The sequence below is a fragment of the Coprococcus sp. AF51-11b1 genome (assembly GCF_027682785.1).
In the GTDB taxonomy this organism is placed as follows: domain Bacteria; phylum Bacillota; class Clostridia; order Lachnospirales; family Lachnospiraceae; genus Allocoprococcus; species Allocoprococcus comes.
Genome location: NZ_JAQCZB010000007.1, coordinates 51628 through 76436, shown reverse-complemented (window position 1 = coordinate 76436; position 24809 = coordinate 51628). Strand labels below are relative to the sequence as shown.

Here is a 24809-nt window from a genome sequence, read left to right as displayed (position 1 = left end):
TTTTTATCCCAAAAAGCCAAGATGCTCTAACAAAATCTTCAGACCAAGCAGAATAAGGATGACCCCACCGACAATTTCGGCTTTGTTCTTATAGCGGGCTCCAAAGATGTTACCAATCTTTACTCCAGCAAAGGAAATGATGAAGGTCACGATTCCGATAAAACAGACCGCCGGAATAATATTTACCTTAAGAAATGCAAAGGTAATTCCTATAGCGAGTGCATCAATGCTGGTTGCTACTGCGAGAAGGAACATGGTCTTCACATCCAGGCTTGCATCGGCTTCCTCTTCGTCATTGTCCAATGCTTCGTGAATCATATTTCCACCAATCAGCGCAAGTAATACAAATGCGATCCAGTGATCTATAGAAGCAATGGCTTCCTGGAACTGCGCTCCTAAAATATAACCAATTGCCGGCATCAATGCCTGAAATCCGCCAAACCATAAGCCAACAATAGCCGCCTTTTTGAAAGTGCACTTCGGCATAGCAAGTCCTTTACAGACAGAAACTGCAAATGCATCCATGGACAGCCCTACTGCAATCAAAAACAATTCAATTAAACCCATAATTTTTCTCCTTTTTAAAGCTAATCATCTTATCCAATGTGAAAATAATTGTCTGCGGCAATGCTTTGCCTGCACTTGGCTCATCGTATATAATCGAGCAGGCTGACTCCTACTCGATTTGTATACTTTGTACACCATCTCGCTTAACAGCTTGATGATGTACATTCGCCAAATGCAGATACTTGTGCAAGCACAAATCTGCACTTGGCTCATCGTATGCACAAAAAAAGACTTATTCGTAGCATAAAATACTACGAATAAGTCTCATTATTTAAAGCTATGCCAGACAGCCATTGCTGTCAGTATGTTGACAAAGCTACGTCATCGCGCCAATTACTCCCTTATCGATAAAAATTATTATATCGGGCAGGTTCTTTTCTGTCAAGCCTGATTCTCTGCAAATTCAGATCAGACTCATTCTCCAAAATCAGCTTTTGACTGCTACGCCATGATCGGCTTTAATGCTTCTGCGAATTTGTCTTTCTTTGCCTGTGCTTCTTCCAGATCTTTTCCAAGTGTTGTGTAATAGATCTTAATCTTCGGCTCTGTTCCTGAAGGACGAACAATAACAGTCTCGCCATCTTCCAGTTTGTAGATCAGTACATTCGCAGAAGGAAGTCCGGTTTCTTCCGGTTTGGTGTAATCTGTAACAGATGCAACCTTGATTCCGGCTACTTCTGTGAGCGGATTCTTACGAAGGCCTTCCATGATACTTGCCATCTTGTCCATTCCGCTAAGTCCCGGGAATTCAAAGCTGTCTACTTTGTTCAGATAACGTCCGTACTGCGCGTAGATCTCTTCCAGTCTCTGCTTCAGTGAGCTTCCGATGCTTCTGTAGTAAGCTGCCATTTCGCAGATCAGCATAGATCCGATAACAGCATCTTTATCACGTACATACGGTCCTGCAAGGTATCCGTAGCTCTCTTCAAATCCAAAGATGAAACGGTCTACTTCTCCGGCTTCTTCAAGCTGTGCGATCTGGTCACCGATCCACTTGAATCCGGTAAGTACGCTTCTGAGTTCTACACCGTAATGCTCTGCAACTGCATCTGCAAGCGGAGTAGATACGATTGATTTTACAGCAACTGCTTTCTCAGGCATGGTTCCTTTTTCAATACGTCCTGCGCAGATGTAATCGAGAAGCAGAACACCGACTTCGTTACCACTTACCAGTTCGTAAGAACCATCCGGGCACTTCATTGCAATACCTACACGGTCTGCATCCGGGTCTGTTGCAAGCATCAGATCTGCATCTGTCTCTTTTGCAAGGTTAAGTCCAAGCTCCAGAGCTGCAAAAATTTCCGGGTTCGGATAACTGCAGGTCGTGAAGTATCCGTTTGGATATTCCTGTTCCGGAACGATTGTGATATCTGTGATTCCGATGTCTTTTAATACCTGTGTTACCGGAACAAGTCCTGAACCATTGAGCGGGCTGTATACCAGCTTCAGTCCTGCTGTCTTGCAAAGTCCCGGTCTTACCTGACGTGATTCGATCGCTTCATAAAGCGCCTTCTTGCAGTCATCTCCTACAAAACGAATCAGCCCTTTTTCTACACCTTCTGCGAAGGATATGTATTTTGCACCTGTGAGGACATCTGTCTTCTGGATCTCAGCATATACGATTGCTGCTGCATCATCTGTCATCTGGCATCCGTCCGGTCCATATGCTTTATAACCATTGTATTTTGCCGGGTTGTGGGATGCAGTTACCATAACACCTGCATTGCAGTTATAATAACGTGTCGCAAATGAAAGTGCCGGCACTGGCATCAGCGCGTCATAGATTCTGACATTGATTCCGTTTGCTGCCAGAACACCTGCTGCTGTCTTTGCAAATACATCACTCTTCAGACGGCTGTCGTAGCTGATTGCCACAGTCTGTGTGCCCCCCTGTGTCTTAACCCAGTTCGCCAGTCCCTGTGTTGCCTGACGTACTACATAAATATTCATACGATTCGTTCCTGCTCCGAGAACTCCACGAAGTCCGGCTGTTCCAAACTTCAGAGCTACAGCGAAACGATCTTTTATCTCTTCGTCATTTCCTTCAATTCTCGCTAATTCCGGACTCAGATCGGCATCTTCCAGATCTGCTTCCAGCCAACGTTTGTACTCTTCCTGATACATCTTGACCACTCCCTACTATAATTTGTTCTTATTTTTGTACATTTTAACAAAAATATACTTTAAATATACCATATTTTTGACTAACCCGCAATGATTTGGGTAAGAAAAGTCCGTTAAAACATTCTTCATTTTCATCTTCCTCCATAACTAAATTGTTCTCTCACCATCATCAAAGCATATCCAAGTAAGTTCTGACCTTTCCACTTATCCAGATCAAATCTGTTCTCATCTTTCATGGATAACCCGATTCCCCATATCTGATCTTTTACCGCACATTCTGATAAATACCAATTCCTAAATATCCATTTTCTTCATCTGGATTATGAAAACAAATAATCTCCATCAATCTTCACCCAACCTTTCACTACAATCATACCAGATTTATATCTTTCCTGCCATCGCAACAAACACTTTCATCACCCCGGCAAGCAACATCACCCAGATTGGATTCATCTTCACCTTCCTAAGCAAGATCACACATACCACAAATATTCCAACCATCAGCCAACTGGTATCAGATATCACCATTTTCCCGGAAACTCCCCAGAATGCTGTCTGCAAAATGGAAATTCCCGCCGATCCGATCAGTGCAACCACCGCCGGTCTGATCCCTCCAAGTATTCCCTGCAGCATGTCCATTTCCCGGTATTTTAAGTACAATTTTGCAATGATCGTCACGATAATGCAAGATGGTGTGATATATCCAAGTGTAGCCACAACCGCTCCCGGCATTCCGGTCAGTTTCATCCCAACAAAGGTTGCTGCATTGATTGCAATCGGTCCCGGAGTCATCTGGGAAATGGTGATCAGATCCGTAAATTCCGTCATGCTGAGCCAGTGATGCACATTTACGACCTGCCCCTGGATCAGTGGAAGTGCCGCATATCCACCTCCAAAGCTGAACAAGCTGATCTGAAAAAAACTTAAAAATAATTGTATATACATCATACTCTTTTCCTCCGTCTGTTCCAGATTGTCCGGATTACACCAAAAACTCCACTTGCAATCACAATATAAATCACATTGATTCCCAATACACAGGCTGCTATAAAGGCTGCAATCATAACAATCGTTGCCACATTATCTTTCTTTTTTATAATTCCACATCCCATTTCATAAGTGACCGAGGCAATCACAGCTCCGACACCTGCCTGCATCCCTTCCAGCATCTGACTCACCAGATAATTATCCCGAAATGCATGATAAAAAGCAGAGATCAAAGAAATGATCACAAACGGTGGAATAATCGTTCCAATAATTGCAACCAGTGTTCCTGCAAGGCCGGCAAGCTTATACCCAACCACGATTGCCCCATTTACCGCAATCGGTCCCGGTGCTGACTGCGCGATTGCCACCAGATCCAGCATTTCATTTTCTTCAATCCAATGATAATCATCCACAAACTTTTTCTTCATCAGTGTGATGATCACATAACCGCCGCCAAATGTAAATGCACTTAGATATAATGTAGATAGAAAAAGTTTAACCAACACTTCTCTTTTATTCTTCATAATTTTTATCCTCCACCCATTAGTATATCTTTGCTTTATATAGATGTAAATTAAAATCCTGGTAAATTTCAAAACCTTTCCGAAACCTTTCCAATACAATTTTACCTCTTGACTTTTCCAACAATCTCATTTATCATATATAACATATCAATTTAGTAGGTTTATAAAGGAGTGACACAGAATGAACATCTTATGCTTTGGCGACTCAAACACATATGGCTACAAACCGGACGGAACCGGCAGATTTGACACCGACACCCGATGGACCAGTCTGCTTCAGAAGAAGCTGGGTGCTGACCACCGTGTGATCGAAGAAGGTCTTTGTGGAAGAACCACTGTATTTCAGGATGATCTTCGTGAGGGACGCCGTGGACTTGATCTGATCGGTGTCACGATGGAAATGCATACCCCTATCGATCTCCTTATCGTTATGCTCGGAACCAACGACTGCAAAACGAGATACAATGCGTCCGCAGGAACCATTGCCAAAGGATTGGCTCAAGTCATCCAAAAAGCCCGGAAAAATGCTTCCCAGCCTTTTGATCTCCTCGTCATTTCACCGATTCATCTGGGTGAAGGTGTTGACGATCCTGGCTTTGATCCGGAATTTGATGAAAAATCCGTAGAAGTTTCAAAAAAGCTTGCTGAAGAATATCACAAAGTGGCACTTCTGCATCATGCAGCATTTCTGGATGCCTCCGCATTTGCATCTCCAAGCACCACAGATCGCGAGCATCTGGATGCAGCCGGTCACGCTGCACTTGCTAATGCAATCTATGAAAAAGTTATCGATATGCAAAAAGAACTGGAAAAAGCGGTATAGATTTTTAACGTCTATACCGCTCTTCGTATTCGTATTCTTCATTAAATATAAATCCGCATGATATTGATCACAAATCCAATCGCCCCAAGTGTCATAAACACAAGCGCAGCTCCTGCTGCCTTTTTTCTTGTTTCAATCTTTTCCTGATCTTCGATGCTCATATTCTGGACCGGATATTTTCTTCTACCGATCAGATAAAGAATCAGTCCACTTGAATTATTTCCATTCATCGCCCAAAATCCCCAGAATTTCGGGTGCTTTAAGCCTCTTGCTTTTGCATCTGATACCGTCATCTGATAAATCTGCCATGCGGTGCAGATTGCTCCTACCAACGCAATTGCTCCGCTTGCTACTGCTGCTATTTGATTCCATCCCATAACAATCTACCTCCTAAATCCGTTTGATAATCTGATAAAGCAATGCCGATGAACTCATGATTACCACACAAAATACAATTACTAGATAATAGGTTCCTTCCGGCAACAGTATGTTCAGCGCAATCAACAGTATCATCAGTATAATATTTAAAAGAATTGCTCCAGTCAGTTTTTTGTTGCTTTTTACAACATTTGTACTCTCTTCCAGATGTTCTGCCATCTTCTGATCTCCTTTCAACAGTTCATCAAGACTTACGGAATAAAGATCACTAAGTGCAATGACACTGATAATATCTGGATACGATTTTTCATTTTCCCAATTGGAAATAGTCTGGCGGGAAACATCGATTTTCTCTGCAGCCTTCTCCTGGGTAAGCCCGGCTTCTATCCGTGCATTTTTTAGTTTCTTCCCTATTTCCATAATTCCTGTTTCTTCCTTTCACGGACATCATTCCATATAGAACACCAAAAGTCTATCAAACATCTTTTACAAATGGCATTTTTGCCTGTCAAAATTCTTTTACACCGGCAAATATACCTGTATCTTACCATCCGGAGAGATTTGTATCAAGAAAACTATGGCACTTTCTCCTCGCATCTGTTAAAATAGGATTTCAGAAACGGAGGTTTTGAAATGCTAAAATCCTATGTCTGTTTTGACCTGGAAACAACCGGGCTTGACCCACTATATAATGAAATTATTGAAATCGGAGCACTGAAAGTCCGTGACGGAAAGGTTGCCGAACGTTTTATGGAATTCATTCATCCACAGGAAGAGATTTCCCCGATGATCACGAATCTCACCGGCATTACGAATGAAATGGTTGCAAATGCCAGACCTGCCGATACTGTGATCAGTGATTTCCTTGAATTCTGTGAAGATGATGTCCTGATCGGTCACAATGTAGGCTTTGATTACAGCTTCATGAAATCAGGTGCTTCCAATTTAGGACTTACTTTTGAAAAATTTGGAATCGACACATTTAAGATCGCCCAGCGCACCTTAAAATCACTTCCATCCAAAAGTCTCTCCAGTCTGTGTGAATACTACCAGATTGAAAATAAAGCTGCGCACCGCGCCTACTATGATGCGCTTGCCACAGCAAAACTGTATCAGACACTGGCACACTATTTCGAAAATGAGGATCCTTCTCTTTTCAAGCCACAGCAGCTTACATACAAAATAAAAAAAGTGCAGCCTGCCACAGCAAAACAGGTTGCACTTTTGCAGAGACTGTGCAGCCAGAAGAAAAAAGTACCGGAATGGAATCCGGATACGATCACGCGCAGTGAAGCATCTCGGCTAATTGATTCTTTGCTGAAATCCAAAGTAATTTAAAAGCATCGTCTGCAGATTCCCGTTATCTCAGAAACTAAAAAGATAGAGTCCGTCTTGAAAAATTTTTCTTCTCATAAACGTACTCTATCTTTTTTCTTATCCCAGATACGCGATTGCCTCTTCTCTTGTTCCGGAAACGCGTCTTGCATCCTCTGGTATCAGAAAATTCCAACTTCCAAATTCTATTTATTTACCTTCCAGTTTTCCAAAAGTTTTAATTCTATTTTTGTGCCATTCGGCAGTGAGAACCAGTGGTCGTTGATTGCTTTTACCGGATAAGCCTTGATCTTTTCCATCGTTTCTTCCACGGAATCCACCGCGATTGAAATGTGGTCGTAGCCATTTTCTCCCTCTGTGTTAATTTCTTCCATTTCGCAGAGCTGGATTCCTTCTTCGTACCAGCATTTTCTTCCCGGTTTTTCACCGATCTCTCTCCACATATGCATTTCAAATACATCTTCAAAAAATTTCTGTGCATTCTCGTAAGATGCCGTTCTGATTGCTGCATGATCGATCTTTGCCATATTCTATATCCTCCTATTTTCGAAGTTTATGTTCTATTTTAGGATAATTCATTTTGTGAGAGCGTGCAAGAAAAACAATGACATGAGGAGATAGATAAAAGTTATTGACAAATACGGTTGTAACACCCGTCTTCATACAACTGGCACTCAAACTTATTTGTTGCAGAGATGTGATGTGTGGGAGCCATTAGCTATCATATATGTAAAAGTTTCAAGACACCAGGCAATGTAAACATACCATTTTTTCCATGAAAAAAGAAGTCCCACCCAAGGACTTCTTCGTAAGTAGCGGGAACTGGATTTGAACCAGCGACACCGCGGGTATGAACCGCGTGCTCTAGCCAACTGAGCTATCCCGCCATATGAAATTTACAACTTATGTTGTAATGGGACCAATAGGGCTCGAACCTATGACCCTCTGCTTGTAAGGCAGATGCTCTCCCAGCTGAGCTATGATCCCTCATCACATTTATGCGACTTGTTTAGTTTACTATTATTTTCTACAAATGTCAATACTTTTTTTAGTTTTTTTACAGATTTTCTCTTTTTCCGTCAGCATATTTCCCCTTACTTCCTGCTTTCCAGACCATTACCTGTAGATTTCTTCCCAATGCTCTTTTGTCATAACATTCGTATGCTCGACCCGCACCTCATGTAAAAGCGACACAGGAACTTCGTTACAGGTATGATGATAAACAAATCCCAGCTTTTCCTGCACTCTTTTTGATTTCAGATTGCCATCATAATAAGCGCACCAGATTGTTGTCATGCCAAGATCTTCAAATCCATGTCTCAATAACTCTCTGGAAGCTTCCGGCATATAGCCTCTTCCCCAGAATGGCTGTCCAAGCCAATATCCAAGCTCGCACTCATCGTCACGCTTTGTTATATTCGTGTGTCCATTCAGTTTCAGTTCCACAGCACCTATCGCAATATTATTTTCCTTTTCACAGATTGCGTAGCACTCTGCTCCATCAAATACATTTTTGATGACAGCTCTGCTTTCCTCCACACTCTTATGCGGCGGCCATCCTGCAGCAGGTCCGATCTCCGGATCTTTTGCATATTCAAACAGACTTTCCGCATCTTCCTCTGTCCATTTTCTCAGTATTAATCTTTCGGTCTCCAGCATACTCTTCCACCTCAGTCTTTATATTTAAATTTTTAATAAATTTGTTTTCTTCAATTTCTATTCTATACGTTAATCTGTTGTCTCAGTATATCATAAGGATTTTATAGTTTCAACATTCCACATTTGCATGGTTATACGTAAAATGTATTTCAATAATTCATTTTTTCTATATATCGTCCTATTTATAGTTATTTTACACATTTCACCATATGCATTGACTAACTCATTCGTCATTTTGTACAATATTTCATATGGATAGCGACAAAATATATGGATACTAACAAATCATCATTGTATAAAAGGAGGAAATGAAAATGGCTGATTATGAAAAAATGTGGGAAGACCTTGGGATGGATGTCAAAAATCATGACAATCTCTGTCAGGTTCTTCCGACAGCAGTTGGGGATGTATTTATGACACAGGAAAACCGTCCGAAAGCAATGGATTTCTGGGATATGGTCATTGCTGAGGTTCACGGTATCCGCCCGGCTGAATTAATTGAAGAGCAGAAAAAAGGACGTAAAGTATTCGGAACATTCTGCGTTTATGTACCGGATGAAGTAATCATCGCTGCAAATGGTATCGTAACCGGACTTTGCGGCGGTTCCCAGTTCTGGGTTCCGGACGGCGAAAAAGTCCTTCCGAAAAATGTCTGTCCACTTGTAAAAGCTTCTGTAGGAGCAAGACTTGGACGCACCTGCCCATTCTTCCGTATTGCAGATATGTATGTCGGGGAAACTACCTGCGACGGCAAGAAGAAAGCTTACGAAATCCTTGGAAAAGACGTTCCAATGCATATTATGGATGTTCCACAGATGAAGCGTGAAAAAGATATTATCAAATGGAAAGAAGAAATTACAGATTTTGCAAAGATTGTAGAAGAATTTACCGGAAACAAAATCACACCGGAAAACCTTGCGGAAGCGATCAATATCTGCAATGAGAAACGTAAAGCTCTTCAGAGAGTTTATGACTGCAGAAAATCAAAATGTCTGCCGATTTCCGGACGAGATGCTCTGCTCATGACCCAGATTTCCTTCTTCGATGATCCGGTACGCTGCGCCCAGATGTGTAACCGTCTGGCTGACGAACTGGAACAACGAATCAAGGATGGTGTATCTGTTGTACCAGAAGGCACAAAACGTATCCTGATCACAGGAACGCCTCTTGCAGTTCCGAACTGGAAATTACATAACATCATCGAGACAAGCGGCGCTGCTGTTGTCTGTGAAGAGATGTGTACAGGAACAAGATATTTTGAAAACCTTGTAGACGAATCCGGTAAAACACTGGATGAACAGTTCATGAATCTGTCCAAACGTTACATGAAGACAAACTGTGCATGCTTCACACCAAATACGGGACGTATCGACGATATTCTCCGTATGGTCGACGAATATCAGGTGGACGGCGTCATCGACTGCAGTCTGATGTTCTGCTGCCTGTACGACACAGAAAAGCTTGCAGTTTCTGAAGCACTGAAGGCGAAAAATATTCCGGTACTCTCTCTGGAAACAGATTACACCGATAAAGATGCTGAACAGCTTCGTACAAGAATCGGAGCATTTGTGGAGATGCTGAATCAGTAAAATGGAAGAAAAAAATAAACATATCCGCTATTATATTCTTTTTGACAATCACACACAGGGCATGATGCTCCATGAGCTTCTGGATAAGCAAGGCCTTCCTAACCGTATTGCACCTGCCCCGCGTGACACTGACGGCAAAGCTGCCTGCGGAATGGCGCTTCTGATCCATCCGGATGACATTGATGCCGTCAGGACATGCATCGAAGAGAATCATGCGGAATATGTAAACATCGTTCCATTGGAAAATCAGTTGCAGAAAAAGAGAGACCGATATTGTTAAATGCAGAGTATATGATAAATGAGGAGAGAGCAAAAAGCTCTCTCCTCATTTTGACTCATCATATTCAAAAACCGCTGAATCATCTCATTTTCAGCGGTTTTACAGGTATGGACCTGAGGGGAATCGAACCCCTGTCCGAAAGCTCTTCCATAAAGGCATCTCCCATCACAGTCATTCTTTTGACATTCCCTCCATAAGCCGCCGAACAACAGGCTGCTTACTTTAGTAGCTTCATAAATTCTTCCATTCCCTCAAAGCTTTGGAAACGAAGTGCCTCATCTGGTCGAAGCCGGTTACTTAAGCGATGAGAGACTCAAGGCCGACTGCTGCAACTAGGCAGCGTACGCTAAATTTTCGTCTGCGTTTATATTTAGTTGGAACTTTTAACGTAGTGTCCCGCTACGGATGGCTTCCTTGACTTCCGTGCCCCCGTCGAAACCAGTACAAGCCCTGGTTCTTGGAAGCCGTATCATCAAAAATACGCTTCTGCAAACAAGATCCGTTCAGAAGTCAACCTTCTGCCCTCCCATTTGCTCTATATATTATATGCGGACATCCAGGCTCATGTCAAGGCATCTCCGCATATAATTTACTCAATCTGTCATTTTACGCTTCTTTTGTCTTCCCCACTTCCAGCATTCCGCTCTTTGCAAGTACCGGTCGCAGTGCATTGTAGATGATCACTACAACGATTGTAGAAAGGATTGCATTTACAAAGGTAGCAGCTGCGCTCCATTTTGCAAGAACCTCTGCCATCTGCTGCGGCTGTCCCAGAATGTACTGTTTGTAAAAGTATCCGACGATCGGATCTGCAATGACATTAAATGCAAGTCCGGCTACAGATGCCAGCAGGCTCCATTTGAAAATGTATTTCTTATCGGTACTTTCATTGATCTTTGCGATCTTATGCGCTACAAGTCCTGTGATCAGTCCGATGCAGAGCTTCAGGATAAATGTCTTCGGTGCTCCGGTAATATAGATCGGATCCATCACATCCGCGATTCCCATTCCGATCGCTCCTGCAAGTCCGCCGTACCAGCCGCCCAAAAGAAGTGCGGCAAGCACACAGAACGCATTTCCAAGGTGGATTGATGTTGCATCTCCTCCCGGCATCGGTATTTTAATCTGCAGATACGTAAAGATTACGTAGCAAAGTGCAGCAAACAGCGCTGTCTGTGCAATTTTCATAACGGTTGAATTTGTTTTCATAGTCTGTCCCATCCTTTCTTATTCCTTGTGAAACACTATAGTACATTGATTCATCAGGTTATTGAACATTGTACCGCGTCACTGTCTCTGTAAAAATATACAATTTTCACTTTTTTCAAGGGGACAGTTTTGTTTTATCCGAAATTACGTATCTTGAATTCTCTTTCTGCCTCACGCTTCTGGTCTTTTTTCGCAATATCATCACGCTTATCGTATAGTTTTTTACCTTTTGCCAGTCCGATCTCTACTTTGACAAGACTCTTGCTGAAATACACCTTCAGTGGCACGATCGCCATTCCTTTTTCCTTGGTCTTACCAATCAGTTTGTTGATCTCCGATTTGTGAAGAAGGAGCTTTCTCACACGCAGAGGATCTTTATTGAAAATATTTCCCTTTTCGTATGGGCTGATATGCATTCCATAGATGAACACTTCCCCATCCTCAATACGGATAAAGGATTCTTTGATACTGCATTTTCCCATGCGGAGGGATTTTACTTCCGTACCTGCAAGTGCAATTCCTGCCTCATAAGTATCCAGGATAAAATAGTCATGATACGCCTTTTTATTGTTCGCAATCATCTTGCCCTGCGCTTTTGCCTTAGCCATCTTCTCTCTCCTCTTTTCTTTCCTTTACAAGTCTAAAATCAATGGTTCTTGATATCTCATCACAATCGATCATCTTCACACGCACCTTCTGCCCCAACTTGTAGGTCTTTCTGTGATGGGAACCAATCATCTGATAATGTTCTTCATCGTAATCATAATGATCGTCCGTCATATTGGTAACATGCACCAGACCTTCTACGGTATTCGGAAGCTCTACATAGATTCCCCACTTCGTGATACCCGAAATAACTCCTTCAAATTCCTGTCCGAAGAAATTCCGCATATACTGTACCTTCTTCAGCTTCAGCGTCTCTCTCTCTGCCTCATCCGCACGGCGCTCTAAGGAGCTTGTCTCCATCGCCACCTCCGGCAGGATTTTTTCATAATGATGCCTCTTTGCATCGTTCATCCTGCCTCGAAGATTATCTTTGATAATCCGGTGGATCTGCAGATCCGGATAGCGCCGGATCGGTGAAGTAAAATGCGTATAATACTGGGTCGCAAGTCCGAAATGTCCGTCATTATCCGGCGAATATCTCGCCTGCTTCATCGAACGGAGTGCAAGCCTTGAGATCATGGCTTCTTCCGGAGTCCCCTCGATCTTATCCAGAAGCTTCTGGACTTCCTTTGGACGGATCTCCTGTCCTCCCTGCATATGCATGGTATATCCGAAATTCTGCAAAAATGTCACAAGTTTCTTCATCTTATCATCATCCGGTGTTTCATGCACACGGTATAAGAATGGAATCTCCTGCCAGAAATAATCCTCTGCAACCGTCTCATTTGCAACAAGCATAAAATCCTCGATGATCTTCGTTGCCACGTTGCGGTCGTAAGCCTTAATATCCACCGGCTCACCGCTTTCATTTAAAATAATCTTTGCCTCCGGAAAATCAAAGTCGATTGCCCCTCTTCTGTGACGTCTTTCTCTCAAAATGTGTGACAGTTCTTTCATCAGTTCAAACATCGGGATCAGATCATGATATCGTTCGCATTCTGCCTCATCCCGATCCTCAAGAATCTTTTTCACACTGGTATAGCTCATGCGTTCATCCACATTTACCACAGTTTCTGCAATCTGGTGATCGACTACATTTCCCTTCGCATCAATGGTCATGATACAGCTCAGTGCCAGCCGGTCCTCGCCTGCGTTTAATGAACACATTCCATTAGACAGAACTCTTGGCAGCATCGGGATCACACGGTCTGCCAGATAGACACTGGTACCTCTTTTCAGTGCTTCCCGGTCAAGAGCGCTGTTCTCCTGCACATAATTGGTCACATCAGCGATATGCACGCCCAGAATATAACAGTCTCCCTCTTTTGTCAGAGTGATCGCATCATCCAGATCCTTCGCATCCTCGCCATCGATCGTCACGGTCTGCCAGCTCCGCACGTCCTTACGTCCTGCCATATCAGCGGTCGTCACTGCCTTTGCCACACGCTCTGCCTGATTCAGTACCTTCTCCGGAAATTCGGTTGGCAGATCATATCCTTTGACAATCGACAAAATATCAACTCCCGGATCGGTCACATGCCCCAGGATCTCTACGATCTTTCCTTCCGGCTTCTTTCCATTCTCCCCATAAGAGGTCAGCTCTACCACAACCTTATGCCCGGTCACAGCTCCTTTAGAGCGCTCTGCCGGTACGAAGATATCCTGCAGGAAACGCTCATTATCCGGCACAACGAATCCGAAATTCTTCCGGCTCTGATAATAGCCAACGATCCGCTGGGTTCCCCTCTGTACGATTTTCGTGATCTTTCCTTCTCTTCGCATTCCTTCCGGTGCTTTGGTGATGACAACCTCTACCTCATCTCCCTGCATGGCACCGTTCATATCATCTTCTGAGATAAAGATATCTTCGCTCTCACCTTCCACAGTGACAAAGCCGAAGCCTCTCGCGTTTGCCTGGAACATTCCACGCAGCTGCTTTGCCTCACCTTTGATGTATTTTCCTTTCTGTGTGACATGTACCTTGCCTTCTTTTTCCAGGCTGTCCATGACAGCTTTGAGTTCCCCTTTCTGATCTTTCGGGACCTGAAGCAGCATCGACAACTCTTTCAGCTTCATCGGCACATAAAATTCGTCACAGATAAATTCATAAATAATTTTCTTTCTTTTTTCAAATAATTCGTCCATCTCTTCTCCTGTCAAAAAAGGAACACCCTATAGATACTATAGAGTGTTCCTCATCTTCTTTCAATCATTCGTTATGCAAAAACTTTCAGGTTCAGGACTGCTGCAAGTACAATAAACAGAATTGCTAAAAACTTGGTAGACTTAACAAGTGCGCCTTCCATAGAACGTCCTTTGTTCTGTCCCCAATAAGAATCTGCCATACCTGCGATTGTTCCAAGACCTGCTGACTTACCTTCCTGCATCAATACGATTACTGTCAATGCGATACAATCTATTGCAAATAAAATTAAAAGTACTGTTTTTAAAATTTCCATTACTAATCACACCTCCTGATGGCTAAACCACTCATGTATTTTACCATAAATCTACTTCCGATTCAAGCAGATTTCATGGATTTCAGTCTTTATTTTACCAGTTTGCTTCCTTTCAGCTTCACAACACGGTCAATTCGGTTAATGGATGACATCCGGTAGGCATAAGCCCCCGACTCGAAAAGTGCATAAATGCTGCCACCGTCCTGATAGATCTGTTCCAGCCTCTCCGGAAACTTGATCGTCTTATAAGCTTCGGAGGTTGACAAGATTCCATATCTGGAATAGTTGAAGATCTGTACCTCCGATGGCAGGATCCCCCAGGATCTGGTAAGCAGGATCTTATTGTTGTAAAATGCCATTCCCTGCACCTTACCGGAAATTACCTGCATACTGACCGCATAGGCAACCGGCTCCGTCACGCCGACCGTCCGTTTCAGGTTCATGTCTTCTTTTTCATACAAGGTGCCGTCTGCATTGATCAGATATTTTTCAATGACACTGGCATTATCCTGTGTAAAGAATCCGACAAACAATGCGCCGTCATGATACGTCATAAATGACGCCCGCTTGATCTTATAAAGGTTGTAAGACATATCGAATTCAATCGGATGATATCCGTCATCAAAGGAATAATTTTCCAGATGAGACAGTGTGATCGCATTTGCCTGCGCCCAGGTGGAACCCTGTCCTGTCACCCACAGGATCTGGTTCATCGTATCGTATGCCATTCCGCCCACATGGGCTTTGGTGTTCAGCACAATCTCTTTCACAAACCGTCTGCTTTCTTTGTCGATCACATAGATCACCGAATCATGTGCCTTTGTCTTACAATAAGCACTGACCAGAATATAATCCTCTGTAAATGCAAGTCCCTGTGGTGTCATGGATGTGCAGACTTCTGCTTCTCCGTCCCCTTTTACTTTCAGCGTCCTTGTTGACTTCAGTCCAGGCACAACATAAGTCCCGTAGTCATTGTCCACTTCGGCTTCATCGCACGCGTACTTATAAACAGTCTGGTTGCGCTTCAGCGTTTTCAGATACTGCTCCATCGTGTAAACGGAATCCGTATTCGTCACCTTCCGGTTTGTCTCCGGCTCCACCTCGGCTCTGTACTGGAATGCGTAATACCAGTAGCTTCCTCCGATGAGTCCCACAACCAGAAGAATACTGATGATACTGCGGATATGTCCAAACATGGTCTTCTTTTTCCGGACCTTTTTCTTCTTTGTTTTTTTCTCTTCCTGTCTTACTTCCTCATTCTCAAGCTCTTGTTTATTCATTCATGCCCACTTCGTTTTTATATACTTTCTGCGTTGAAAATCCCCGTCCTCTGACCTCATTTACATTGCCAATGATCATAAATGCCTGCGGATCTGTCTCCTGCACGATCTGGTTCAGCCGCATCAGTTCACGGTTAGACACAACGGTAAGGATCATCGGCTGATCCTTTCTCAAATAACCGGTCTGCGTGTAGACCAGTGTAGTTCCTCGGTCAAGCTTCTCCTGGATCAGATGGTTCAGCTTCTCATACTCTCCGGAAATGATCTTGACCTGTGTTCTGGTCGATCCCATCAGAAGCACTTTATCCAGCATCACCGTGTAAATCAATACCAGAAGGATACCATAGATGATCTCTTCTTTATTGGTAAATACCATCTGGAAGATCAGAATCGCAAAATCAAATACATAGAGCATAACCGATACCGGAAGTCCGAATTTCTTATTCAGTACCAGCGGCGGGATATCCATACCTCCTGTTGATGCTCCGCATCTTATAACAACTCCGATTCCAAGTCCGATCATCAGACCTCCACAGATCGTTGAAAGCATCTTATCGTCTGTGACGTTCTGTAATACCGGAACATTCTCCAGTATTCCCAGAATGATCGGATAATAAAACGTACTGACCAGTGTAGTAAGTGCAAATTTCATACCAAGCACTGCAGCCCCCAGAAGAAACATCAGTGTGTTGAAGATCAGTACAAATGTATGGATCTGTAATCCAAAATAATGATTCACGGCAATTCCAAGCCCCGTGGTCCCTCCGGTAATGATATCATTCGGCAGGATAAACATTACAATTGCAAGTGCATATACTGTATTCCCCAATAAAATCAGACACAGATTCCTCATATTTGACATTTTCATATTACGCTCTCCTTGACATATGTATTTTGTCTGCAGATTTCCCCAATTTTCCACAATCCAATACTTTATAGTATACTCGGTGCATGTTTTTGGGACAAGGAATTTTTTTATTTTATTCTCTTTTTTCGTTTCATTTGGTATACTGTGATTAAAAAGACAGGTTTTGATTTTCCAGGAAAAGAGGTTATCAAATTATGGACAAGATCAGACAGTTACAGGACATGATTAACGAGAGCAACCGAATCGTCTTTTTCGGCGGTGCCGGCGTCTCTACCGAGAGTAATATTCCGGACTTCAGGAGTGCAGACGGACTCTACAAACAAAAGTACCGCTACTCACCGGAGCAAATTGTAAGCCACAGCTTTTTCATGCAGCATACGGAAGAATTTTATGATTTTTATAAAGAGAAAATGATGTTCCTTGATGCGAAACCAAATAAAGCACATCTGAAGCTTGCCGAGCTGGAAGCCGCCGGAAAGCTGACCGCCGTTATCACACAGAATATCGACGGACTCCACCAGGCTGCCGGAAGCAAAAATGTACTGGAGCTTCATGGAAGTATCCACCGCAATTACTGCATGCGTTGCAAAAAGCAGTACAGTGCACGTTTTGTAAAAGAATCAAAAGGAATCCCAACCTGCGACTGCGGCGGAACTATCCGCCCGGATGTAGTTCTCTACGAAGAAGGACTGGATAATCAGATTATCCAGAAAAGTATCCGCGCCATCTCAGAAGCAGATATGCTGATCATCGGCGGTACTTCTCTTGTGGTCTACCCTGCTGCCGGATTTATCGATTATTTCCACGGCAAATATCTGGTACTCATCAACAAGGATGCAACTGCCCGTGATGTAGGCGCAACTCTGACGATCCATGAGCCGATCGGAGAAGTATTAGACCGGATCCATGTATAGCCGGAGAATCCAAAAATCCTCTGCCTGCCCTTTCTAATGAAAGAGTGACAGAGGATTTTTCATTTTAACCGTTATACGTCTTAAAAAACTGATACAGATTGTCCAGTGCCTTTGTCAGAACCGGGATCTCTTCTTCATCCAGCGTCTCAACAACAGCTTCTACCATCTTCTTATGAAAATTCGCATGATGATGATATGCCTTCTCCCCTTTTTCCGTCAGCTGGATATTGACGATCCTCCGGTCTTCTTCGCTCCGGTGGCGGACTGCATACTTTTTATTGACCAGACTGTTCATCGAAGTTGTCAGTGATCCGACCGTGATTCCGAGCTTCTTCGCGATCGTGGACATATTATTCCCGGTCCCAAGTCCGATTGCTTCAATAATATGCATATCGTTATTCGTCAGATCCTTGAATTCTTCTGTGATCACTGCCTTTTCTTCTAATTCCCATATATCATTAAAAAGATGTACCAATATCTTATTGATGCTTTCGTATGCGTCCAATTCCCCTTCTTCTCCTTGCTGTGTCTTTTTCTAGTTCAATTATACACAGTCACCTAACAAAGAATCAATCACTTCTTTCACAGTTTCTATTTTTTCTGCTTTCCACACATCCGCTCCGCAGAACAGAAGTGCCTCTCCAATCTCACCTTTTGCCGCTTTGATCAGCGCTTCCGTGATACAGTATGGCACTTCCGCCGGGTTACAGTTTTTCAGACACCCAAGACATCTCTTAGGCTTCACCCTCTCTCCTGCCATTACATGACTGATAAATGGATTCTTAATTGCCCTTCCCGGCATTCCAACCGGACTTTTCACCAGAATGACATCCTCTTTCTTCGCATTCAGATAACTCTGCTTGTAACTGAGATCCGCATCGCACTCCCATGTCGTGACAAATCTTGTTGCCGCCTGGACTGCATCTGCTCCTAATGAAAAGGCATGCTCTGCCGCATCTTTATCCGAAATTCCTCCGGCTACTGCCACCGGGATATGCACCTGATATTTTTGGGCGTACTTTCTGACCACTGCCATGATCCTCTCGATTTCATTATCATAGCTTTCCTGTGTGTAAGTTTCCAGCTGCTCCCGGTCAAACCCCAGATGTCCTCCGGCTTTAGGGCCCTCGATCACAATCAGGTCTGCGGTTCTGGAAAATTTTTTATCCCAGTATTTTAAGATAACTTTCGCCGATTTTTCAGTCGATACGATCGGAGCGATCTTGGTACTGCTGCCCTCCACAAGTCCCGGCAGCTCGATTGGAAGCCCTGCCCCGGATACGATCAGATCTGCTCCGGCGTCCACTGCTGCTTTCACATGCTCGTCATAATCTTTCAGTGCAACCATGATATTAAATCCGATCACGCCATCCGGAGCCGTCTCTCTTGCTCTTTGAAATTCAGATCCAATTGCACGGATATTTGCCGCCCTTGTATTCGTTTCAAAATCCGGTTCACGAAATCCGATCTGTGCGGTTGAGATGATCCCGACTCCACCTTCTTTTGCAACCGCTCCGGCAAGCTGCCCAAGGCTCACACCGACTCCCATTCCCCCTTGAATGACCGGTCTTTTTACTTTCAAATCACCAATCACAAGTTCCGGTAATCCTTTCATTTTTCTTCTCCTCTTTCTACTACATCCTGCGGAATCTGTCATACCGCTTTTCGGTAAGTTCTTCCTTTGTCATTGCACCATATTTTTTCAAAAAAATACTGATATAATCATCCATCGGATCTGTCACTTCTGTAAATGTTTCCAGATTGAAGTTTTCTGGCTCCGGAATCACCCGTTCTACGATACCGGCTTTCAGGAGACGATCTGCTGTCAGCTTCATCACACCTGCCGCCTCTTTTGCGCGGCTGCTGTCCTTCCACAGGATACTTGCAAATCCTTCCGGCGAAAGAATGGAGTAAATCGAATTTTCAAGAAGCCACACTTCATCTGAAGTTGCCATCGCAAGAGCTCCCCCGCTTCCACCTTCTCCGATCACAACTGACAGGATCGGAACCTGAAGATTTGACATCTCAAATAAATTTCTTGCGATTGCCTCACCCTGTCCTCTCTCTTCTGCTTCCAGCCCACAGAACGCTCCCGGCGTATCTACAAAACAGATGACCGGACGGTTAAATTTCTCTGCCTGTTTCATCAGACGAAGGGCTTTGCGGTATCCGTCCGGTGACGGCATTCCAAAGTTACGCTCGATATTTTCTTTTGTCGTGCGACCCTTTGCCTGCGCGATCACCGTCACCGGCATTCCGTGAAATCTTGCAATCCCGCCAATGATTGCCTTATCATCCTGGTAATAACGGTCTCCATGAAATTCCATAAAATCTGTAAATAATTCTTCAATGTACTCCGCACCGACCGGACGAGCCTTGTCTCTGGATAACTGCACCCGTTCCCATGGTGTCAGATTCCTCTGTACCGCCTGTGTTTCCTTTTCTTCTACTTCTGGCAAATCGTATGTACCCTGCTTATGCATTGCTACAATTTCCGCCAGTGTTTCCCTAAGACGCGGACGCTCCACAATCTGATCCACAAATCCGTGCTCCTGAAGAAATTCTGCCCTCTGGAATCCTTTCGGAAGCTTCTGCCCTATGGTCTGTTCAATCACACGCGGACCCGCAAAACCGATCAGCGCCCCCGGCTCGGCAAGAATGATATCTCCAAGCATGGCAAAACTTGCCGTTACCCCGCCGGTTGTCGGATCGGTCAGCACACTTACATATAAACAGCCTGCATCATGGTGTCTTTTCAGTGCCGCTGAAGTCTTTGCCATCTGCATCAGAGAGTGGATCCCCTCCTGCATTCTGGCGCCTCCTGAACAGGCAAATATAATAATCGGAATCCTCTCACTGGTTGCCTTTTCTACTGCACGGGTAATCTTTTCGCCGACCACCTTTCCCATGCTCGCCATCATAAACCGCCCGTCACAGACTGCAAGAACTACTTCATTTCCCGCGATCCTTGCTTTTCCGGTTACAACCGCCTCATCAAGCCCGGTCTTTTCCTGCAGTGCTTCTACCTTTTCTTCATAGCCTTTATAATGCAGCGGATTTCCTGAAGTCAGTCCCTTGTCCCACTCTTCAAAGGTGCCCGCATCTGCTACCATTTCAATCCGGTGCATCGCATGCACACGGAAATAATTCTGACATTTTGGACAAATATAATATCCATTCTTCACATCTTCTGTCAGAATGGCAGATTTGCAAACGTTACATTTTTTCAGAAGTCCCTCCGGAACTTCCGGTGCCATATGGGCAGGCTTTCCTTCGCCAAGAGATATATACCCTCTTCTGCTTGTTTTTTTAAACATATTTGACAGTTTCAAATTGCTTTACCTCCGCTTTTGTAGAGCTAACCTTGCCGATTCTTTGCTTCTTTTTCGGCAATAAATTCAATATCAAAATCTCCTGCCTGATACTTTGGATCATGCAAAATATCATATTGATAATCCACATTGGTATCAATGCCTTCTATAATTACTTCACCAAGTGCACTCTGCATCTTCCGGATCGCTTCAGTACGGTTCTTTGCAAATACGATCAGCTTTGCCAGCATATTATCATAATATGGCGGTACAGTGTATCCACTGTAAATTGCTGAATCAATCCGCACACCCTTGCCTCCCGGAAGGTACATATCGGTGATCGTTCCCGGACACGGACGGAAATTCTTTTCCGGATTTTCCGCATTGATCCTGCACTCAATGGCATGACCGGTCAGTTTTACATCTTCCTGCGTAAAGGAAAGCCGCTGACCGTCTGCGATCCGGATCTGTTCCTTGATCAGATCGATCCCCGTCACCCATTCTGTGACCGGATGCTCCACCTGGATTCTGGTATTCATTTCCATAAAATAAAATTTTCCACTCTTTTCCAGCAGAAATTCAATGGTTCCTGCATTTTCGTAATGCGCTGCCTTTGCCGCTTTTATCGCTGCTTCGCCCATTCTCCGGCGAAGCTCATCCGAAATCACGGCACATGGGGATTCTTCGATCATCTTCTGATGATTTCTTTGCACCGAACAGTCCCGTTCTCCTAAATGCACCACATTTCCATACTTATCCGCCATGATCTGAAATTCAATGTGCTTCGGATGCTGCACAAAATGCTCGATGTACATAGTGTCATCTCCAAAAGCTGCCTTGGTCTCTTTCTGTGCAGTACGGAATGCCATGTCAAATCCGGCTTCATTTTCCGCCACACGCATTCCTTTTCCGCCTCCGCCGAGAGCCGCCTTTACGATCACCGGATAGCCGATCTCTCTTGCAACTTCTTTTCCTTTTGCTGCATCATAAATCGCTTCCCGGCTTCCCGGAATGATCGGAACCCCGGCATTTGCCATGGTATTTCTCGCCTCGGATTTATTTCCAAGCCTGCTGATCACTTTCGAATCCGGTCCAATAAAAATGATGTTGCACTTCTCACAAAGCTCTGCAAATTTCGTATTTTCAGAAAGGAAACCAAATCCCGGATGGATCGCATCTGCTCCCGACACGATAGTCGCGCTGATGATCTGCTCCATATTCAGATAGCTTTCCGAAGATGGTGCAGGTCCGATACAGATTGCTTCATCTGCAAGCTGTGTATGCAATGCTTCTTTATCTGCTTCTGAATAAACTGCAACCGTCTCGATCCCCATTTCCCGGCAGGCACGGATGATTCGAACTGCGATCTCTCCACGGTTTGCGATCAATACTTTCTTAATCATCTGTTTCCGCCTTCCCGATCATCAGAGACAACTCTGCCTTTACTGCAACTTCTCCATCCACTGATGCAACAGCTTCTCCGATTACCAGTGGTCCCTTCTGACGAATAATTCTTGATTCCAGTTTTAACTTGTCACCCGGAACAACTTTTCTGCGAAACTTGCAGTTCTTAATCCCACCAAAATAACCGAGCTTTCCTTTATTTTCTTCCTGCATCAGAACCGCTACTGCACCGACCTGCGCCAGTGCTTCTACGATCAGCACTCCCGGCATCACCGGCTCCTGTGGAAAATGTCCGGCAAAAAAGTCCTCTCTGTAAGTCACACATTTATAGCCAACTGCATATTCCCCCGGCTCGTAATCTTCGATATAATCTACCAGCAAAAACGGATGTCTGTGCGGAATGATTTTCTGAATTTCCTTGATTCCCAAATGTTTCATGCTTTTCGCCCTCCATCCAGCTATGCGATTCGGAATAATGGCTGTCCGTATTCCACAGTTTCTCCATTTTTCACGAGTACTTCCGATACCACACCGTCAAAATCACACTCAATATCATTCATCAGCTTCATCGCCTCTACGATGGCAACCGTCTGTCCTTTTGCCACATGATCGCCAACTGCCACAAATGGTGCTGCCTCTTCCGACGGTGCTGCATAAAAGGTTCCAACCAGAGGGGATTTGATCAGCTGCCCTTCTGCTTCTTTTCCTTTTTCCGGTCCATCCTCCGACTTCAGTGCCGATACTGCATTACTCTGCGCTCCTGGCACGTTTTGTACTGTCGTCAGCTGTGCTGCCCCTGTACTGACAACCATCTGTTCTTTTTCTTTCTGTATTTTCAATTTCACACCGTTTTCTTCATACTGAAATCCTGTCAGGTCCGAATCTGAAACGGTCTGAATCAGTTTTACCAGATTTTCTAATTCCATCCTTCTACCTCTATCCTTCATACTTCTTCAAAAGAAGGGTTGCATTGTGCCCGCCAAATCCAAGGGAATTGGTGAGCGCACATTTGATCTCTTTTTCGACCGGTGCGCCAACTGCATAGTTCAGATCACATTCTTCATCACATTCCCTGGTTCCAACGGTCTGATGGATAAATCCATCCTGAATAGATTTTACAGTAACGATACACTCTACCGCACCTGCCGCACCAAGAAGATGACCGATCATGGATTTCGTTGAATTCACAACCACATCCTTTGCCGCATCGCCGAATGCTTTCTTGATCGCATAGGTTTCAAACAGATCATTATGGTGCGTGCTGGTTCCGTGTGCATTAATGTACTGTACTTCTTCCGGTGTCACGCTGCCCTCTTCCATCGCAAGCTCCATCGCCTTTGCCGCACCGCTTCCGTCTTCTGCTGGGGAAGTGATATGGTAAGCATCTCCGGTTGCCCCGTAACCTGCAAGCTCTGCGTAAATCTTTGCGCCTCTTGCTCTCGCATGCTCCAGCTCTTCCAGAACCACCACACCGGCTCCTTCTCCAAGAACAAACCCACTTCTGTCTTTATCAAATGGAATTGATGCACGCAGTGGATCTTCTCTGGTAGTAAGTGCGGTAAGTGCGGTAAATCCGGCAATCCCTGTCGGACAGATACAGCTTTCCGTACCACCTGCAAACATTACGTCCGCATCTCCGTACTGAATGGCACGAAGCGCATCCCCGATACAATTGGTTCCCGTTGCACATGCTGTAACGACATTTGTGCACTTTCCTTTAAGCCCAAGCTGGATCGATACATTTCCGGCTGCCATATTGGAAATCATCATCGGAACCATCAGTGGTGCTACCCTTCCCGGTCCCTTTTCCAGGATTGTCGTGTACTGTTTCTCGATCTGCTGCAGACTTCCAATTCCTGAACCGATGATCACGCCACAACGGTACGGATCCTCTTTTTCAATTTCAAATCCCGCATCCGCACACGCTTCCTTCGCCGCTGCAACCGCATACTGGGAAAATGTTTCCATTCTCTTCGATGCCTTGAAATCCATCCGTTCCTTTGCAACAAAGTCCTTGACTTCCGCTGCGATCTTCACTTTATATTCGGTTGTATCAAATTTTGTGATCGGACCGATTCCTACGGTTCCATTTTTGATACCGTTCCAGAATTCTTCTACTGTATTACCAATCGGGGTAATCGCTCCAAGCCCCGTAATAACAACTCTGCGCTTCATATTGCCTCCTTTGGTGGAAAATGCGGGAAATGTAGGTTGTGTTCAACTCTGCACAAATATTCCTGTCGGCATTCAAGTTGTGCAAACCATTCCGATGAGCCTTCGAAACCAAGGATTATGTCAGCAAAGGCTTCCACAATCCTTTGAGTCTCCTCTCCATTGCACAAAATAGAATGCCAACAGGAATATTTGTGCAGAGCCGGACTCAAGTCTACTGGCTAAAACGCGTTTTCCACGAAACGTTTTTGGTGTGTTGTTGACTGTTTCATTTTTTAATAAATTTTATCATCTTATAAGTATTTTTAGGTTATTAATCC

General features: G+C 44.2%; 26 protein-coding genes, 2 tRNA genes, 1 other RNA gene and 1 pseudogene. 5 read left to right on the top strand and 25 right to left on the bottom strand.

Going from position 1 to position 24809, the window contains the following annotated elements:
• Positions 1-3: 3 nt before the first annotated feature.
• From PGY05_RS08350 to PGY05_RS08330, 5 genes and pseudogenes are all read right to left on the bottom strand, one after another.
• A complete protein-coding gene (locus PGY05_RS08350) occupies positions 4-567 on the bottom strand; it encodes a manganese efflux pump MntP (RefSeq protein ID WP_270475665.1) in 564 nt (187 codons plus the stop codon).
• Positions 568-1008: 441 nt separating this feature from the next.
• The gene (locus PGY05_RS08345; RefSeq protein WP_173686509.1) at positions 1009-2691 is read right to left on the bottom strand and encodes a phospho-sugar mutase; all 1683 of its coding nucleotides are present in this window, start codon (positions 2689-2691) and stop codon (positions 1009-1011) included.
• Positions 2692-2822: 131 nt separating this feature from the next.
• Positions 2823-2975, bottom strand: a pseudogene (locus PGY05_RS16665) (NADAR domain-containing protein); the annotation flags it as partial.
• Positions 2976-3072: 97 nt separating this feature from the next.
• Positions 3073-3639: a chromate transporter gene (locus PGY05_RS08335; RefSeq protein ID WP_215686311.1), complete on the bottom strand. Its 567-nt coding sequence runs from the start codon at positions 3637-3639 to the stop codon at positions 3073-3075.
• Entirely contained in the window at positions 3636-4202 is a 567-nt protein-coding gene (locus PGY05_RS08330; protein WP_118199680.1) for a chromate transporter, read from the bottom strand. The genes PGY05_RS08335 and PGY05_RS08330 overlap by 4 nt, the downstream gene beginning before the upstream one ends.
• A gap of 181 nt (positions 4203-4383) precedes the next feature.
• On the opposite strand from PGY05_RS08330, the gene PGY05_RS08325 reads away from it, so the two are divergent.
• Positions 4384-5025 carry a GDSL-type esterase/lipase family protein gene (locus PGY05_RS08325; RefSeq protein WP_270475664.1) on the top strand — a complete coding sequence of 214 codons (642 nt, stop codon included), beginning with the start codon at positions 4384-4386 and terminating at the stop codon, positions 5023-5025.
• A 41-nt stretch (positions 5026-5066) separates the two neighbouring features.
• Here PGY05_RS08325 and PGY05_RS08320 read toward each other — a convergent pair whose 3' ends face one another.
• Together PGY05_RS08320 and PGY05_RS08315 are read right to left on the bottom strand one after the other, a co-directional pair.
• Complete coding sequence (locus PGY05_RS08320) at positions 5067-5402, bottom strand: hypothetical protein (RefSeq protein WP_055261784.1); 336 nt, start codon at positions 5400-5402, stop codon at positions 5067-5069.
• 13 nt (positions 5403-5415) lie between these two features.
• The gene (locus PGY05_RS08315; RefSeq protein WP_195502519.1) at positions 5416-5823 is read right to left on the bottom strand and encodes a helix-turn-helix domain-containing protein; all 408 of its coding nucleotides are present in this window, start codon (positions 5821-5823) and stop codon (positions 5416-5418) included.
• 213 nt (positions 5824-6036) lie between these two features.
• Here PGY05_RS08315 and PGY05_RS08310 point away from each other — a divergent pair, with 213 nt between their 5' ends.
• Complete coding sequence (locus PGY05_RS08310; RefSeq protein ID WP_117834945.1) at positions 6037-6741, top strand: 3'-5' exonuclease; 705 nt, start codon at positions 6037-6039, stop codon at positions 6739-6741.
• Between the two features lie 182 nt (positions 6742-6923).
• Here PGY05_RS08310 and PGY05_RS08305 read toward each other — a convergent pair whose 3' ends face one another.
• The 4 genes from PGY05_RS08305 to PGY05_RS08290 all read right to left on the bottom strand — a co-directional run bounded on the left by PGY05_RS08305 (position 6924) and on the right by PGY05_RS08290 (position 8397).
• A complete protein-coding gene (locus PGY05_RS08305) occupies positions 6924-7265 on the bottom strand; it encodes a VOC family protein (protein WP_117557694.1) in 342 nt (113 codons plus the stop codon).
• Positions 7266-7551: 286 nt separating this feature from the next.
• A tRNA-Met gene (locus tag PGY05_RS08300) sits at positions 7552-7625 on the bottom strand.
• Between the two features lie 27 nt (positions 7626-7652).
• Positions 7653-7725, bottom strand: a tRNA-Val gene (locus PGY05_RS08295).
• 129 nt (positions 7726-7854) lie between these two features.
• The gene (locus PGY05_RS08290) at positions 7855-8397 is read right to left on the bottom strand and encodes a GNAT family N-acetyltransferase (RefSeq protein ID WP_270475663.1); all 543 of its coding nucleotides are present in this window, start codon (positions 8395-8397) and stop codon (positions 7855-7857) included.
• Between the two features lie 314 nt (positions 8398-8711).
• Between PGY05_RS08290 and PGY05_RS08285 the strand changes: the two genes are divergently transcribed.
• Together PGY05_RS08285 and PGY05_RS08280 are read left to right on the top strand one after the other, a co-directional pair.
• Positions 8712-9986, top strand: a complete 1275-nt coding sequence (locus PGY05_RS08285; protein WP_270475662.1) for a double-cubane-cluster-containing anaerobic reductase — start codon at positions 8712-8714, stop codon at positions 9984-9986.
• A gap of 1 nt (position 9987) precedes the next feature.
• Positions 9988-10266 carry a DUF3343 domain-containing protein gene (locus PGY05_RS08280; protein WP_055156326.1) on the top strand — a complete coding sequence of 93 codons (279 nt, stop codon included), beginning with the start codon at positions 9988-9990 and terminating at the stop codon, positions 10264-10266.
• A gap of 105 nt (positions 10267-10371) precedes the next feature.
• Here the strand turns inward: PGY05_RS08280 and ssrA are convergent.
• From ssrA to PGY05_RS08245, 7 genes are all read right to left on the bottom strand, one after another.
• Positions 10372-10717: a transfer-messenger RNA gene (ssrA, locus tag PGY05_RS08275) on the bottom strand.
• A 155-nt stretch (positions 10718-10872) separates the two neighbouring features.
• A complete protein-coding gene (locus PGY05_RS08270; protein ID WP_270475661.1) occupies positions 10873-11475 on the bottom strand; it encodes an ECF transporter S component in 603 nt (200 codons plus the stop codon).
• A 134-nt stretch (positions 11476-11609) separates the two neighbouring features.
• Positions 11610-12083, bottom strand: coding sequence for an SsrA-binding protein SmpB (smpB, locus tag PGY05_RS08265; RefSeq protein ID WP_055156322.1), 474 nt, complete (start codon positions 12081-12083; stop codon positions 11610-11612).
• A complete protein-coding gene (gene rnr, locus PGY05_RS08260; protein ID WP_270475660.1) occupies positions 12076-14226 on the bottom strand; it encodes a ribonuclease R in 2151 nt (716 codons plus the stop codon). Before rnr ends, smpB begins: the two co-directional genes overlap by 8 nt.
• Positions 14227-14297: 71 nt before the next feature.
• Positions 14298-14540, bottom strand: coding sequence for a preprotein translocase subunit SecG (gene secG, locus PGY05_RS08255; protein WP_008372776.1), 243 nt, complete (start codon positions 14538-14540; stop codon positions 14298-14300).
• Between the two features lie 89 nt (positions 14541-14629).
• Positions 14630-15820, bottom strand: a complete 1191-nt coding sequence (locus PGY05_RS08250) for a YncE family protein (protein WP_270475659.1) — start codon at positions 15818-15820, stop codon at positions 14630-14632.
• Positions 15813-16688 carry a YitT family protein gene (locus PGY05_RS08245; RefSeq protein WP_022220144.1) on the bottom strand — a complete coding sequence of 292 codons (876 nt, stop codon included), beginning with the start codon at positions 16686-16688 and terminating at the stop codon, positions 15813-15815. Before PGY05_RS08245 ends, PGY05_RS08250 begins: the two co-directional genes overlap by 8 nt.
• 194 nt (positions 16689-16882) lie before the next feature.
• Here PGY05_RS08245 and PGY05_RS08240 point away from each other — a divergent pair, with 194 nt between their 5' ends.
• A complete protein-coding gene (locus PGY05_RS08240) occupies positions 16883-17602 on the top strand; it encodes an NAD-dependent protein deacylase (RefSeq protein ID WP_022220145.1) in 720 nt (239 codons plus the stop codon).
• A gap of 64 nt (positions 17603-17666) precedes the next feature.
• Here the strand turns inward: PGY05_RS08240 and PGY05_RS08235 are convergent, their stop codons facing one another.
• From PGY05_RS08235 to fabF, 7 genes are read right to left on the bottom strand one after another with little or no spacing between them, the layout of a single operon-like run.
• Entirely contained in the window at positions 17667-18107 is a 441-nt protein-coding gene (locus tag PGY05_RS08235) for a MarR family winged helix-turn-helix transcriptional regulator (RefSeq protein WP_008372762.1), read from the bottom strand.
• 39 nt (positions 18108-18146) lie between these two features.
• Positions 18147-19217, bottom strand: a complete 1071-nt coding sequence (locus PGY05_RS08230) for an NAD(P)H-dependent flavin oxidoreductase (protein WP_022220146.1) — start codon at positions 19215-19217, stop codon at positions 18147-18149.
• A gap of 19 nt (positions 19218-19236) precedes the next feature.
• A complete protein-coding gene (locus tag PGY05_RS08225; RefSeq protein WP_022220147.1) occupies positions 19237-20934 on the bottom strand; it encodes an acetyl-CoA carboxylase carboxyl transferase subunit in 1698 nt (565 codons plus the stop codon).
• A gap of 26 nt (positions 20935-20960) precedes the next feature.
• Positions 20961-22316 carry an acetyl-CoA carboxylase biotin carboxylase subunit gene (locus PGY05_RS08220; RefSeq protein WP_270475658.1) on the bottom strand — a complete coding sequence of 452 codons (1356 nt, stop codon included), beginning with the start codon at positions 22314-22316 and terminating at the stop codon, positions 20961-20963.
• Complete coding sequence (fabZ, locus tag PGY05_RS08215) at positions 22309-22755, bottom strand: 3-hydroxyacyl-ACP dehydratase FabZ (protein ID WP_270475657.1); 447 nt, start codon at positions 22753-22755, stop codon at positions 22309-22311. The genes PGY05_RS08220 and fabZ overlap by 8 nt, the downstream gene beginning before the upstream one ends.
• Positions 22756-22775: 20 nt before the next feature.
• The gene (accB, locus tag PGY05_RS08210; RefSeq protein WP_117557683.1) at positions 22776-23243 is read right to left on the bottom strand and encodes an acetyl-CoA carboxylase biotin carboxyl carrier protein; all 468 of its coding nucleotides are present in this window, start codon (positions 23241-23243) and stop codon (positions 22776-22778) included.
• A gap of 10 nt (positions 23244-23253) precedes the next feature.
• Positions 23254-24492 carry a beta-ketoacyl-ACP synthase II gene (fabF, locus tag PGY05_RS08205; RefSeq protein WP_022220150.1) on the bottom strand — a complete coding sequence of 413 codons (1239 nt, stop codon included), beginning with the start codon at positions 24490-24492 and terminating at the stop codon, positions 23254-23256.
• Positions 24493-24809 lie beyond the last annotated feature (317 nt).

Coding starts and splice junctions, on each gene's coding strand:
- PGY05_RS08350 (WP_270475665.1), bottom strand. CDS start 567: ATGGGTTTAATTGAATTGTTTTTGATTGCAGTAGGGCTGTCCATGGAT.
- PGY05_RS08345 (WP_173686509.1), bottom strand. CDS start 2,691: ATGTATCAGGAAGAGTACAAACGTTGGCTGGAAGCAGATCTGGAAGAT.
- PGY05_RS08335 (WP_215686311.1), bottom strand. CDS start 3,639: ATGATGTATATACAATTATTTTTAAGTTTTTTTCAGATCAGCTTGTTC.
- PGY05_RS08330 (WP_118199680.1), bottom strand. CDS start 4,202: ATGAAGAATAAAAGAGAAGTGTTGGTTAAACTTTTTCTATCTACATTA.
- PGY05_RS08325 (WP_270475664.1), top strand. CDS start 4,384: ATGAACATCTTATGCTTTGGCGACTCAAACACATATGGCTACAAACCG.
- PGY05_RS08320 (WP_055261784.1), bottom strand. CDS start 5,402: ATGGGATGGAATCAAATAGCAGCAGTAGCAAGCGGAGCAATTGCGTTG.
- PGY05_RS08315 (WP_195502519.1), bottom strand. CDS start 5,823: ATGGAAATAGGGAAGAAACTAAAAAATGCACGGATAGAAGCCGGGCTT.
- PGY05_RS08310 (WP_117834945.1), top strand. CDS start 6,037: ATGCTAAAATCCTATGTCTGTTTTGACCTGGAAACAACCGGGCTTGAC.
- PGY05_RS08305 (WP_117557694.1), bottom strand. CDS start 7,265: ATGGCAAAGATCGATCATGCAGCAATCAGAACGGCATCTTACGAGAAT.
- PGY05_RS08290 (WP_270475663.1), bottom strand. CDS start 8,397: ATGCTGGAGACCGAAAGATTAATACTGAGAAAATGGACAGAGGAAGAT.
- PGY05_RS08285 (WP_270475662.1), top strand. CDS start 8,712: ATGGCTGATTATGAAAAAATGTGGGAAGACCTTGGGATGGATGTCAAA.
- PGY05_RS08280 (WP_055156326.1), top strand. CDS start 9,988: ATGGAAGAAAAAAATAAACATATCCGCTATTATATTCTTTTTGACAAT.
- PGY05_RS08270 (WP_270475661.1), bottom strand. CDS start 11,475: ATGAAAACAAATTCAACCGTTATGAAAATTGCACAGACAGCGCTGTTT.
- smpB (WP_055156322.1), bottom strand. CDS start 12,083: ATGGCTAAGGCAAAAGCGCAGGGCAAGATGATTGCGAACAATAAAAAG.
- rnr (WP_270475660.1), bottom strand. CDS start 14,226: ATGGACGAATTATTTGAAAAAAGAAAGAAAATTATTTATGAATTTATC.
- secG (WP_008372776.1), bottom strand. CDS start 14,540: ATGGAAATTTTAAAAACAGTACTTTTAATTTTATTTGCAATAGATTGT.
- PGY05_RS08250 (WP_270475659.1), bottom strand. CDS start 15,820: ATGAATAAACAAGAGCTTGAGAATGAGGAAGTAAGACAGGAAGAGAAA.
- PGY05_RS08245 (WP_022220144.1), bottom strand. CDS start 16,688: ATGAAAATGTCAAATATGAGGAATCTGTGTCTGATTTTATTGGGGAAT.
- PGY05_RS08240 (WP_022220145.1), top strand. CDS start 16,883: ATGGACAAGATCAGACAGTTACAGGACATGATTAACGAGAGCAACCGA.
- PGY05_RS08230 (WP_022220146.1), bottom strand. CDS start 19,217: ATGAAAGGATTACCGGAACTTGTGATTGGTGATTTGAAAGTAAAAAGA.
- PGY05_RS08220 (WP_270475658.1), bottom strand. CDS start 22,316: ATGATTAAGAAAGTATTGATCGCAAACCGTGGAGAGATCGCAGTTCGA.
- fabZ (WP_270475657.1), bottom strand. CDS start 22,755: ATGAAACATTTGGGAATCAAGGAAATTCAGAAAATCATTCCGCACAGA.
- accB (WP_117557683.1), bottom strand. CDS start 23,243: ATGGAATTAGAAAATCTGGTAAAACTGATTCAGACCGTTTCAGATTCG.
- fabF (WP_022220150.1), bottom strand. CDS start 24,492: ATGAAGCGCAGAGTTGTTATTACGGGGCTTGGAGCGATTACCCCGATT.